Annotated in this window: 13 protein-coding genes; 2 read left to right on the top strand and 11 right to left on the bottom strand. The window is 72.7% G+C overall.

Annotation, left to right across the window (positions count from 1 at the left end; translation table 11 throughout):
* The 10 genes from DW299_RS16035 to DW299_RS15990 form a co-directional block, all read right to left on the bottom strand.
* On the bottom strand, positions 1–480 hold a 480-nt coding region (locus tag DW299_RS16035), incomplete at its 3' end, for a 2-phosphosulfolactate phosphatase (protein WP_136037169.1).
* Positions 481–498: 18 nt separating this feature from the next.
* The gene (locus tag DW299_RS16030) at positions 499–1,959 is read right to left on the bottom strand and encodes an ABC transporter permease (protein ID WP_136037168.1); all 1,461 of its coding nucleotides are present in this window, start codon (positions 1,957–1,959) and stop codon (positions 499–501) included.
* Positions 1,956–2,717, bottom strand: a complete 762-nt coding sequence (locus tag DW299_RS16025; RefSeq protein WP_136029774.1) for an ABC transporter ATP-binding protein — start codon at positions 2,715–2,717, stop codon at positions 1,956–1,958. Before DW299_RS16025 ends, DW299_RS16030 begins: the two co-directional genes overlap by 4 nt.
* A 97-nt stretch (positions 2,718–2,814) precedes the next feature.
* Positions 2,815–3,450, bottom strand: coding sequence for a response regulator (locus DW299_RS16020; protein WP_136029771.1), 636 nt, complete (start codon positions 3,448–3,450; stop codon positions 2,815–2,817).
* Positions 3,447–4,628: a sensor histidine kinase gene (locus DW299_RS16015; RefSeq protein ID WP_136037167.1), complete on the bottom strand. Its 1,182-nt coding sequence runs from the start codon at positions 4,626–4,628 to the stop codon at positions 3,447–3,449. Before DW299_RS16015 ends, DW299_RS16020 begins: the two co-directional genes overlap by 4 nt.
* Positions 4,629–4,686: 58 nt before the next feature.
* Complete coding sequence (locus tag DW299_RS16010) at positions 4,687–5,478, bottom strand: class I SAM-dependent methyltransferase (RefSeq protein ID WP_136037166.1); 792 nt, start codon at positions 5,476–5,478, stop codon at positions 4,687–4,689.
* Between the two features lie 37 nt (positions 5,479–5,515).
* Positions 5,516–6,670: an AMP-binding protein gene (locus tag DW299_RS16005; protein WP_205814424.1), complete on the bottom strand. Its 1,155-nt coding sequence runs from the start codon at positions 6,668–6,670 to the stop codon at positions 5,516–5,518.
* Positions 6,671–6,693: 23 nt separating this feature from the next.
* Positions 6,694–7,614: a 1,4-dihydroxy-2-naphthoyl-CoA synthase gene (locus tag DW299_RS16000; RefSeq protein ID WP_136037165.1), complete on the bottom strand. Its 921-nt coding sequence runs from the start codon at positions 7,612–7,614 to the stop codon at positions 6,694–6,696.
* Positions 7,615–7,687: 73 nt separating this feature from the next.
* Complete coding sequence (locus DW299_RS15995) at positions 7,688–8,671, bottom strand: permease prefix domain 1-containing protein (RefSeq protein WP_136037164.1); 984 nt, start codon at positions 8,669–8,671, stop codon at positions 7,688–7,690.
* Between the two features lies 1 nt (position 8,672).
* Positions 8,673–9,005 (bottom strand): PadR family transcriptional regulator, encoded by a 333-nt coding sequence (locus DW299_RS15990; RefSeq protein WP_136029762.1) that lies wholly within the window; start codon positions 9,003–9,005, stop codon positions 8,673–8,675.
* Between the two features lie 119 nt (positions 9,006–9,124).
* Here DW299_RS15990 and DW299_RS15985 point away from each other — a divergent pair, with 119 nt between their 5' ends.
* Positions 9,125–10,111, top strand: coding sequence for an o-succinylbenzoate synthase (locus DW299_RS15985; protein WP_136037163.1), 987 nt, complete (start codon positions 9,125–9,127; stop codon positions 10,109–10,111).
* Here DW299_RS15985 and DW299_RS15980 read toward each other — a convergent pair.
* Positions 10,108–10,731 carry a TetR/AcrR family transcriptional regulator gene (locus DW299_RS15980; protein ID WP_136037162.1) on the bottom strand — a complete coding sequence of 208 codons (624 nt, stop codon included), beginning with the start codon at positions 10,729–10,731 and terminating at the stop codon, positions 10,108–10,110. The genes DW299_RS15985 and DW299_RS15980 overlap by 4 nt on opposite strands.
* Before the next feature lie 131 nt (positions 10,732–10,862).
* On the opposite strand from DW299_RS15980, the gene DW299_RS15975 reads away from it, so the two are divergent.
* On the top strand, positions 10,863–11,968 hold a 1,106-nt coding region (locus tag DW299_RS15975; protein WP_168443168.1), incomplete at its 3' end, for an MMPL family transporter.

The following is an 11,968-nucleotide window of genomic DNA, read 5'->3' as shown; positions in this document are numbered from 1 at the left end:
CCGCCGCAGCGCCCGGAAACCCTCGGCCGCGACGGCCGCATCGGGTGCCGTGTGGTCGATGCCGCGGTCGGTGAGCGCCGCCGCGATCGCTCCGGCCCCCAGCAGGTCCTCCGCGGCGAAGCGCAGCTCCCCTGCCTCGTCGAGCTCTCCCGCCGGGATGATCGCGACCGAGGTGCGGCCCTGACGACGCTCCTGCTCCGCCTGCACCGCTGCGGCCACGGCCCGGGCGTTGCGCAGCGAGCCGAGCAGCACCGTGGCCTCGGCCGGAGCAGCGGCCGCGACCGCCGCCCCGTTGCGCGACCACTCGAGCGCTCCGGCCAGCGGGACCTCGGCGCCCTCCGCGACAGCCTCCGCCACGACGGACGAGAACCGCAGCACGTCGACCACCACGATCACGTCGGACGGCGCGAGCCGCCGGAGCCCGGCGACCCCCCAGTCGAGGCGGACCTGATACGTGGACTGATCGAACGGCGACGGCACCCGTCCAGCCTAGGGGCGTCAGTCCGCGGCGAGCGCCTCGACCGGTGCCACGCGCGTCGCGAGGCGCGTGGGCGTCGCGGCCGCCACGAGCGTGAGGACCGCGGTCGCCGCGACGATGATCACGACCGGCAGCCACGGCACCTGCGGGGCGACGAGGCCGGCCGGGGTGAACTCCGGCAGCGTGGGCACCGAGCCGAGCAGCGACTGCGCCGCGATCCAGCCGTAGGCCACGCCGAGCACGAGCCCGGTGAGGGTCGCGGCGACCGTGATGTGCGTCGCCTCCAGCAGCACCAAGCGGCGCACCTGTCCGTTGGAGAGGCCGATCGACCGCAGCAGCCCCAGCTCACGCCGACGCTGCACGACCCCGATCGTGAGCAGGTTGACCAGGCCGACCGCGGCGATCACCGCCGACACCGCCACGAGCACCATCATGATGGCCGCGAAGGCGTCGAACGGCGCGAAGAACTCCGGCGGGATCTCCTCGGTGGTCTGGCTCATCATGAGGCGCTTGGCGGACTCGAGAGCCACGGCGAACATGGTCACGAGGGTCACGCCCATCACGACGCCGATCGCCATGCGCGACGAGCGCTCCGGGTAGCGGAGGGCGTTCTCGGCCGCGAGCCGTGCGGTCGCGCTCGACCCGAACAGGCGACCGACGAGCCGCAGCACGGGCGGCATGAACAGCACCGACCCGAGCGCGAGCCCGGTGAACGACAGGATGCCGCCGAAGAACGCCACGACCACGCCGAGCGGGGTCACGAGCCCGAGGATCACGCCGCCCGCGAGCAGCGCGGCGCCCGAGATCAGCAGCACCCACGCCCCCACGTGGCGCCCCGTCCGACCGGAGACCTCGTCGTGCGTGCGCTCGACCGCTCCGCCCAGCGCCTGCAGGGGTGTGACAGCGAGCACGCGGCGCGACCCCACCCACGCGGCCGCCCACGTCGTGAGCGCGACGCCGATCGCCGGGAGTGCGAGCGCGGGCTGCGCGAGCGAGAAGTCCGTCGGGGAGTGGGCGACGAACCGTCCCCCGATCTCGACGGCCGCTGCGGAGAGCGCGAGACCGGCGAGGAGCCCGATGGCGGCACCGAGCAGACCCACCATGAGTCCCTGTCGTCCGACCTGCCCGCGCTGCGAGCGCGCGGTGGCACCGATCAGGCGCAGCAGGGCGATCTGACGGGTGCGGCCGGCGATGATGGTCGAGAACGTGTTGGCCGTGACGATCGCGGCGACGTACATGGCCACCGCGGTGAGCAGCACCGAGAGGATCGCGACGACGACGGCGAGGGTGCCGCTGTCGCCGATGAACGGGTCGGACTGGAGCACCGCGCCGATGTAGGCGGTGATCTCGACGAGGAAGACACCGAAGGCGGCGGACAGCGCCGCGACCAGGATGCTCGCACCCATGCCGCGGTCGCGCAGCCAGCCCAGGCGAGGACCGGTCGCCCTGGTCTCCGGGACGACGGTCGCGACGGCGGTCATGCCGTCACCTCGGCGGCCAGCATGTACGCGGAGATCTGCTCGGCGGTCTGGCGGGGGTGGTCGGCGACGATGCGGCCGTCGCCCAGGTACAGCACCCGGTCGGCGTGGCTCGCGGCGATCGCGTCGTGCGTGACCATCGCGATGGACTGGCCGTGCTCGCGGCTCGCGGAGGCGAGCAGGCGCAGCACCTCCCGGCCGGTCTTCGAGTCGAGGTTGCCGGTGGGCTCGTCGGCGAACACGAGGTCGGGGGCCGTGGCGAGCGCCCTGGCGATCGCGACGCGCTGCTGCTGGCCGCCCGACAGCTGGTGGGGACGGTGCCCGAGGCGCGGCCCGAGACCGAGGGTGTCGATGAGGCCGTCGATGCGGGCCCGCTCGATCGCGCTCGGCCGGCGACCGTCGAGCTCGAACGGCAGCAGGATGTTGCCGAGGGCGTCGAGCGTGGGCACCAGGTTGAACGCCTGGAAGATGAAGCCGACGCGGCGGCGGCGGAGCAGCGTGAGGTCGAGGTCGCTCAGCCCCGTGATCTCGGTGTCGCCGATCCACGCCCGGCCCTCGGTGGGGCTGTCGAGCCCGGCCATGATGTGCATGAGCGTGGACTTGCCGGAGCCGGACGGCCCCATGATCGCGGTGAACTGGCCGCGGCGGATGCCGACGCTCACGTCGTCGAGCGCGTGGACCGTGCCCTCACCGGAGCCGTAGGTCTTCTTCAGGTGCTGGACGCGGGCGGCGAGCCCGAGGTCGCTGGTCGTGATCTCCATGTCCTCGACGCTATTTCCGCCGTCCAGGGCACCGCGTCGGCCATCGGGAGCATCCCGATACATCGGAAGGATGATCTCGCGGAGGACGCGGTCGCGCTCAGGCCAGACCGTGCTCGAAAGCGAACACCACCAGCTGCACGCGGTCGCGCAGCGCCAGCTTCGTGAGGATCCGGCTGATGTGTGTCTTCACGGTCGCCTCGCTCAGGAACTCCCGCGCCGCGATCTCCGCGTTCGACAGACCCCGCGCGGCGAGCGCGAAGATCTCCCGCTCGCGCTCGGTCAGCTCGCCGTACTGCGGCGGGACGGGGCGGGGCGCCTCGGCGAAGTGCGCGAACAGCTCGCGGGTCGCCGACGCCGCGATCACGCTGGACCCCGCGTGCACCGTGCGGATCGCCGCGAGCAGGAACTCCGGATCGGCGTCTTTGAGGAGGAAGCCGCTCGCGCCCTGCCGGATCGCGCGGGCCGCGGCCTCGTCGAGGTCGAACGTGGTGAGCATCACGATCCGCGGAGGCTCCGGCCGGGCGAGGATCTCCGCGGTCGCGGTCAGGCCGTCCATCACCGGCATCCGGATGTCCATCAGCACCACGTCGGGCCGCGTCGTGGCGACCACCGCGAGCGCCTCCCTGCCGTCGCCCGCCTCCCCCACGACCTCGAGGTCGGGCTGCGAGGCCACCAGCATGCGGATCCCGGCGCGGAACAGGGCCTGGTCGTCGACGAGCACGACTCTGATCACTGGGAGGCTCCGATCGGCAGGCTGCTCTGGACGACGAACTGCGCACCACGGCGCTCGGTGTGCAGACTACCGCCGACCAGCTGCGCGCGCTCCCGCATCCCGATCAGTCCGTGCCCACCCGGTGCGGACGGCGGGGCGTCGGCCGCCACCGTGTTGCGCACCTGGATGTCCACGCGGTCGGGGAGCCAGGCCAGGTGCACGTCCACCGCCCCGTCGCCGTGCCGGATCGCGTTCGTCAGGGCCTCCTGCAGGATGCGGTAGACCGCGAGCTGGATCGCCCCCGGCGGCTCCCCCGGCGGCATCGGGTCGACCGTGACGCGCGGCTCGATACCTGCCTGGCGCACCTGCGCGAACAGCGTCTCCAGATCCGCGAGGGTGGGCTGCGGACCGTCGCCCTGGCGGTGCCGCAGCTGGGTGAGCAGCATCCGCACGTCGCTCAACGCACCGCGGGCCGTCTGGGCGATCGTGCCGAGGGCCTCGGTCGCCATCTCGGGCTTCACGGCCGCGGCGTACCGGGCCCCGTCGGCCTGCGCGATCACGACCGCGAGCGAGTGCGCCACGATGTCGTGCATGTCGCGGGCGATGCGCACGCGCTCCTGCTCCTCCGCCGCGAGCGCCTCGGCCTGCAGCTGCGCCGCCCTGGTGCGCCGCGATCGCAGCACCACGCGCCACAGCAGACCGCACACCCACGCGAAGCCGAGGGCCATGATGGATGCCGCGAGCAGCAGCGTGCCGCCCGTCACGAGCTCCCACCCGGTGCCGGTGCCGAACGCGACCCCGCTGACGAACACCATGTAGAGCGCCGCGATCACGCCGCCGACGATCACCGAGCCGAGGCCCCACCACAGCACGCGGCGCGACCCCCAGGCCGACGTGGCGTACAGCACCAGCAGGATCGCGAGGTCGATCGGCAGCGGCCCGAAGCCGGCGAGCATCTGGACGATCGCGCCGGCCCAGGCGCCCACGAGCGCCAGCCCGGGAGACAGCCGGCCGATCGCCACCGCGCCGAACATCAGGAGCCCGGCGACGACGACCGCCGCCACCGCGGCGCCCGCGACCGGCTCTCCGGTGACCGGCGGCGCGTAGAACACCACCGACATCGGAGTGAAGATGACGAACAGCAGCACCGCCCCGACGATGTCGAGGATGAGCGCCGTGCGGGAGAGCGGCCGGATCACTCCCCCACGCTACGCGAGCACGCCGGGCGAGACATCCGTCTGCCGATGTATCCGCCGCTCACGCCCGCGCGAGGATCTCGCCGTGCGGCACGAGGAACCAGCCGTCGCCGTCGCCCGCCCACCGCCGCCACGCCTCGCTGATGTCGCGCAGGTCGGCCGGGGTCGCCAAGCCCTCGTCCACGAGCTGCCGGGCGAGGGCGGACTCCAGGATGCGGTCGGCCCACATGCCGCCCCACCAGTCGCGCCCCTCCGGGGTCGCGTAGCACCACGTGGACGCGGTCGCGGTGACCTCGCGGAAGCCCGCCGCGCGGGCCCACGCCAGCAGCCGCCGCCCCGCGTCCGGCTCGCCCCCGTTCGCACGCGCGGCCCGGCGGTAGAGGTCGAGCCACCGGTCGAGCTCCGGCAGCACCGGGAACCACAGGAAGCCCGCGTAGTCGGCATCGCGCGCGGCGACGAGGCCGCCCGGCACGGTCACACGCCGCATCTCCCGCAGCGCCTGCACCGGATCGGCCACGTGCTGCAGCACCTGATGCGCGTGCACCACGTCGAACGTGTCGTCGGCGAAGCTCAGCGCGTGCACGTCCTCCACCGAGAAGGAGAGGTTGTCGAGGCCGCGCTGCGCCGCCAGGTCGCGCGAGAGCGACAGCGCCGACTCGTCGATCTCGGTCGCGGTGACGTGTGCGACCGCCCCGGCGAAGTCGACCGTGATGCTGCCGGGACCCGCCCCGACGTCGAGCAGTCGCGTCTGCGCGGTGAGGTGCGGGCGGAGGTACGCGGCCGAGTTGGCGATGTCGCGCACGTTGTGCGAGCGGAGGACGGATTCGTGGTGTCCGTGCGTGTACGTGGCCATGCGCCCCAGTCTGGCAGGACCGCGGGCGGGCGACGCCTCAGTGCAGTTCCGCGACCGACCGGCGGATCGCCTCGCGGTCGGGCTTCCCCGACGACAGCACCGCGAGCTCGTCGACCAGGACGAGACGCGAGGGACGGGCGTGCGCGCCGATCTCGGCCGCCACCGCCTCGCGCGCCTGCCCCAGCTGTTCCGCCTCGCTGCGCCGCAGCACCTCGCCCCGCGGCGCGACGATCACCGACGCCTCACCCCAGCGCTCGTCCGGCACCGGCACCACCACCGCCTCGTGCAGCCCCGGCACGCGCCGCACGATGCCCTCCACCCTGTCCAGCGAGATGTTGATCCCGCCCGACACGATCACGTTGTCCGCCCGGCCGTGCACGCGCACGACCCCGTCCTCCACGAGGCCGAGGTCGCCCGTGCGGTACCACCGGATGCCGTGCTCGTCGTGCAGGAAGGTGCGAGCCGTGAGCGAGCCGTCGCCCAGGTAGCCCTCCGCGAGCATGGGTCCGGCGATGCGCAACTCGCCGTCGACCACCCGCACCGCGACCGTGTCGAGCGGCACGCCGTCGTACACGCAGCCGCCGCTGGTCTCGGTCGAGCCGTAGGTGCGCACGATCCGCACGCCCAGGTCGCCCGCGCGCTCCCTGAGTGGCTCCGGCAGCGCCTGCCCGCCCACGAGGATCGCCCGGTACGCCTGCAGTGCGGCGCGCACGGCGGTGTCCTCCGCCGCGTCGAGCAGCGTGGCGATCTGGGCGGGCACGAGCGAGGTGTACAGCTCGGGGACACCCGCCGCACCCGCCGGGCGCAGCATGGCCAGCGTCGCCTCGGCGAACGACACCGGGGAGAAGCGTCCCTCGATCTGCCGCGGCTCCGTCCCGGCGAGGAGCGAGCGCACCATGACCTGGAGCCCGGCGACGTAACCGGCCGGGAGCGCGAGCAGCCACCGCCCCTCGCCGATGCGCGCGGCCGTGGCCTCGGCACTCGCCCGCAGCGCCTCCGCGCTCAGGGCCACGCGCTTGGGGATGCCGCTCGACCCCGAGGTCGCGATGACCGCCGCTATGCCGTCCGCCACGTGCTCCGGAGCGCCGCCCAGCATGCCGAAGCCGAGCGCCGGGCCGCCGTCGAGCGCCCGCTGGAGTGCGTCCCGCAGCTGTCCCGTGTCTTCCGCGTCGGTCGGGATCAGGGCAGTCATGCGTGCCTCCGGGATGTGCTCGGTCAGTAGTGCCAGGGGAAGGACGACCAGTCGGGCGCGCGCTTCTCCAGGAACGAGTCGCGACCCTCGACCGCCTCGTCGGTGCCATAGGCGAGACGGGTGGCCTCTCCCGCGAACACCTGCTGGCCCACCAGCCCGTCGTCGACCGCGTTGAACGCGAACTTCAGCATGCGGATCGCGGTGGGCGACTTGGTGAGCACGGTGCGCGCCATCTTCAGCGCCTCGCGCTCCAGCTCGGCGTGCGGCACCACACGGTTCACAGCGCCCGCCTCGTACGCCCGCTGCGCGGAGTACTCCTCGGCGAGGAAGAACACCTCGCGCGCGAACTTCTGCCCGGTCTGTCGCGCCATGTACGCGGAGCCGTAGCCGGCGTCGAAGCTCCCCACGTCGGCGTCGGTCTGCTTGAACCGCGCCTCTTCGGCCGACGCGATCGTGAGGTCGCACACGACGTGCAGCGAGTGTCCTCCGCCGGCCGCCCATCCGGGCACGACCGCGATGACCACCTTCGGCATGAAGCGGATCAGGCGCTGCACCTCCAGGATGTGCAGGCGCCCGACGGCCGCGCGCGACTGCCCGTCGATCAGGGCGGTCTCGGAGTCGGAGTACTTGTAGCCGTCGCGGCCGCGGATGCGCTGGTCACCGCCGGAGCAGAACGCCCAGCCGCCGTCCTTCGGGCTCGGGCCGTTGCCGGTGAGGAGCACCGCGCCGATGCGGGCGTCCTGCCGGGCGATGTCGAGGGCGCGGTACAGCTCGTCGACCGTGTGCGGCCGGAACGCGTTGCGCACCTCGGGCCGGTCGAACGCGATGCGGGCGACACCGCCGTCGCGCGACACGTGCGCGGTGATGTCGGTGTAGTCCTCGGCGCCGGGCGCGAGCACCCATTCGGACGGGTCGAACAGGTCGGAGACGAAGGCATCGGTCACGTCTCCCAGCCTATTCCCCGCCTCCGAGCGACATGGAGTGCACCCACCCGGTCCGGGTGGGTGCACTCCCTGGTCAACGCCCCTGTCGGCGTGCCTTGCGCCAGCCGTCGACGATGTCCCAGCCGACGCCCAGTGCGATGCCGAATCCGAGCAGGACGGCGAGGATGCGGAAGATCCCGCCCTCGTCGGCGGCCTCGGCGTCACCGGCGGCGAATCCGTCGCCGCCCGCCGCGACGATGTGCGCGAGGAAGTCCGGGTTCACCAGGTCGCCGGTGAGGAGCAGGGTCAGGGTCCAGGCGAGGAAGGCCACGGCGAGGACCGTGTTCACCACGGCGAGCGCGGTGCTCCACCCGCGGCGACGGTAGACGACGATCGCGAACACGGCCTCGGCGACGATGAGGAGGAACAGCACACCGATCCCCCACGGCCACAGACCGGGGTCGAGGATGGGCAGTGCCTCGCCGTCGACCACCACGAAGCCGCGGAACCGATCCCAGAGCAGGGCGCCCACCGCGAGCCCGAGGAACACGAGCGAGGCGATCAGCTCGTTGCGGCCGACGCCGTCGTCCGACGCCTCGGGCAGCTGGTCGACGTCCCACTTCATCCCGGCGTCGGTGCCCGACCGTTCCAGGATGACGAACACGAGCGTGGTCCAGAAGCAGACGTGCAGGATGGTGCCCCCGGTGGCCAGGACGGCGCTGGAGATCACCTCGCTGACCGGGGCTCCCGCGATCGTCTGTCCGAGCGCCACGCCGCCGAGCGCGCAGACCGGCACGATCATCAGCAGCAGCTTCAGCAGCCGCCACCAGGCGAGGTAGTACCGCGGGCCGATCAGGTGCAGCGGGCGGTCGGCGTATCCCGCGGCGAGGGCTCCGGGATCCCCCAGCGCCGTCAGCGCGGCGCGCTCGGCCTCCTGCGGGTCCTCCCCCAGGTCGATGCGGGCCTCGACGGCGTCGGCGATGGACGCCTCGAGCTCGGCACGCACGTCGCCCTGCGTCTCGGGCGGCAGACTGCGGATCGTCGCGCTGATGTAGCGCTCGGTGAGAGTGGCGGTCATGTCAGTTCTCCTCGGTGGTGAGGGAGGCGATCGCGGCGGTGAGCGCGCGCCATTCGTCGGTGAGGGTGTCGGCCAGGCGCATGCCGGCCTCCGAGGTGCGGTAGAACTTGCGCGGCCGTGCCTCGTCGGTGTTCCACTCGCTCGTGAGGTACTCCTGCTTCTCCAGCCGGCGGAGCAGGGGGTACAGCGTGTTCGCGTCGGTCGCGAAGCCGCGGCGCTCGAGCTCTTCCAGCAGCCCGTAGCCGTAGCCCGCCGTGCGGAGCAGCTGCAGGCAGGCCAGCACCACGGTGCCGCGGCGCAGTTCCTGCAGGTGCGTGTCGAGCGTCTCGTTCATGTCGATCACATTACTGTGCGTCACACACCATTGTCAATGGCACGTGTTCGTGCGGCGTACGCTCCGGGTCGTCGGCGCGTGGATCCGTCCCCGCGCGGCCCGTAGCGCAGAATGAGGGCATGATCCCTCCGCTCGCAGAACTGCTCGACACGGCCAGGGTCGTCGCCCTCCCGATGCACACCCGGTTCCGCGGCGTCGACACCCGCGAGGCGCTGCTGTTCGAGGGGCCGGAGGGGTGGGCCGAGTTCTCGCCGTTCGTGGAGTACGACGACGCCGAGGCCGCCACGTGGCTCGCCGCCGCGATCGACTACGCCTGGCGCGCGCAACCGGCCCCCGTGCGCCATCGCATCGGCGTGAACGCGACGGTGCCCGCGGTCGAGCCCGGCCGCGTGCCGGAGGTGCTCGCCCGCTTCCCCGGGTGCCGCACCGCGAAGGTCAAGGTCGCCGAGCCGGGACAGCTGCTGGCCGATGACGTCGCCCGGGTCCGCGCCGTCCGCGAGGCCATGGGACCGGAGGGGCGCGTCCGCATCGACGCCAACGGGCTGTGGAACGTGGACGAGGCCGAGCACGCGGTGCACGCCCTGGCGGAGTACGACCTGGAGTACGTCGAGCAGCCGTGCGCGACCGTGCCCGAGCTGGCCGAACTGCGCACCCGCGTGAAGTACATGGGCATCCCGGTGGCCGCCGACGAGAGCATCCGCAAGTCGGACGACCCCCTCGCCGTCGCCCGCGCCGGGGCCGCGGACATCGTCGTGATCAAGGCGCAGCCGCTGAGAGGCGTCACCCACGCGCTGCAGATCGTGACGGCAGCGGGACTCCCGGCGGTCGTGTCCAGCGCGCTCGACACCGCGGTCGGTCTGTCACAGGGCGCCGCGCTGGCGGCCGCGCTGCCCTCACTCGGCTTCGACTGCGGCCTCGGCACGGGCTCGCTGTTCCTCGACGACGTGGCGGACCTCCGCCCGGTCGACGGCGCGATCCCGGTCGGGCGCGTCACCCCGGACGCGGATGCACTCACGCGCCTGGCCGCGGCGGACGAGCGGCGCGAGTGGTGGCTGGCCCGCCTGGCTCGCTGCCACCACGAGCTCGCGACGCGGAACCCGGGCTAGGACTCGACGAGCAGTTCCACGAGGCGACCGAGCTCCTCGCCGCCGGAGTGGCGCAGCTCGGCGTCGTCGCGGCCGGCCATCGCTCCGCGCACGGTCATGCCCTCCCAGATGATCATGAGCATGCGCGCGGCGTCGGTCGCGGGCAGGCGCAGCCGCAGCGACCCGGCCTCGACGATGTCCTCCACGATCCGGGCGATGCTGCCGCCCATCTCGCGCTCCTGCGCCAGATAAGCCTCACCGAACGCGGGATCGCGCAGCGCGCGGATGCGGATCTCGCTCATGAGCATCACGCCGAGCCGGTCGTCGCTGCCGAGCTCCATGATCTGCTGCACGAGGTCGGTCGGGTCGCACCCGTCGCCGAGCTCGCCCTCCGCGCGCATCTGCTCGACGCGCGTGCGCACGGCGGCCACGCGGGCATCGGCCACCCGCGCGGCGAGCATGAGGAACAGCTCGTCCTTGGAGTCGAAGTTGGAGTAGAACGCGCCGCGCGTGAAGCCCGCGCGCTCGCAGACCGCCTCGACCGACGCCCCCTCCAGGCCCACCTCGGCGAACACCTGCGCCGCCGCGTCGAGCAGGCGCGCCCTCGTGTTCTCACGGCTGCGCGTGGCCGTTGCCGCCATGCGTTCCCTCCCGGTGCGGTTCGCCTCGTGTTCACACCCGGCACACAGAATCGCGATGCCGGATCACCTTACGATACATCTATGTATTGGATACACCTGTGTATCCAGCTCACCCCCACCGAGGAGAACCCGTGTCCACACTCCTGTCGTCCCTCGGACGCTGGTCGTTTCGGCACCCCTGGCGCGTGCTGGTCTCCTGGCTCCTCGCCCTCGGCATCGCCGGCGCGGGTGCCGTCGTGCTCGGTGCGGGCACGGACAACACGTTCTCCATCCCCGGCACGGAGTCGCAGGCGGGCCTCGAGCAGCTGTCCCGCTCCTTCCCGCAGGTGAGCGGCACCAACGCGCAGTTCATCGTGGTCGCCGCCGACGGCGACAGCATCGACGACGACGCGTACCGCGAGCCCATCGACGACGCCGTGTCCGCCCTCGGCGATCTCGACCAGGTGCTGGCGGCGACCTCGCCGTACGACGAGATGGTCGACGGCATGATCAACGACGACGACACCGCGGCGATCGTGCGCGTGCAGTTCGACGGCGAGTCCACCGACGTGTCCGACGAGACGAAGGACGCCCTGCGCGCCGTGGTCGCTGACCTCGGCGCCGAGCTGCCCGATGGCGCCCAGACGTCGCTCGGCGGCGACCTGTTCGCGATCTCCATCCCGGGCGTCACGCTCACCGAGGCCGTGGGGCTGCTGATCGCCCTGCTCGTGCTCATCGTCACGTTCCGCTCGTTCGTGGTCGCCGGGCTGCCGCTGCTCACCGCGATCCTCGGCGTCGGCATCTCCATGGCGGGCATCTTCACCGCGACCGCGTTCGCCACCGTCTCGTCCACCACGCCGCTGCTCGCGCTCATGCTCGGGCTCGCCGTCGGCATCGACTACGCGCTCTTCATCGTCGCGCGGCATCAGGATCAGGTGCGCGACGGCGTCGACCCCGAGGAGTCCACCGCGCGCGCCGTCGGCACCGCCGGTTCCGCCGTCGTGTTCGCCGGCGTCACCGTGCTCATCGCGCTGATCGGCCTCGGCTTCGCCGGGATCCCCTTCCTCACCACGATGGGCATCGCCGCCTCGGTCGCGGTCGCGGTGGCCGTCGCGATCGCCGTGACCCTCACGCCCGCCCTGCTCGGCTTCCTCGGCCACCGCGTCGCCGGGCGCCCGAAGAAGCCCCGGGCGAAGACGTCGCGGAAGACGAAGAAGGTCAGGGCGGCCACGGCCCGCGCGGCGTCGGAGGCCGCCCT

It is taken from the genome of Microbacterium sp. K35 (assembly GCF_004794375.1).
Lineage (GTDB): Bacteria > Actinomycetota > Actinomycetes > Actinomycetales > Microbacteriaceae > Microbacterium > Microbacterium sufflavum.
The sequence above is the reverse complement of the archived record's forward strand: the minus strand, read 5'-3'. Positions and strand labels throughout refer to the sequence as shown.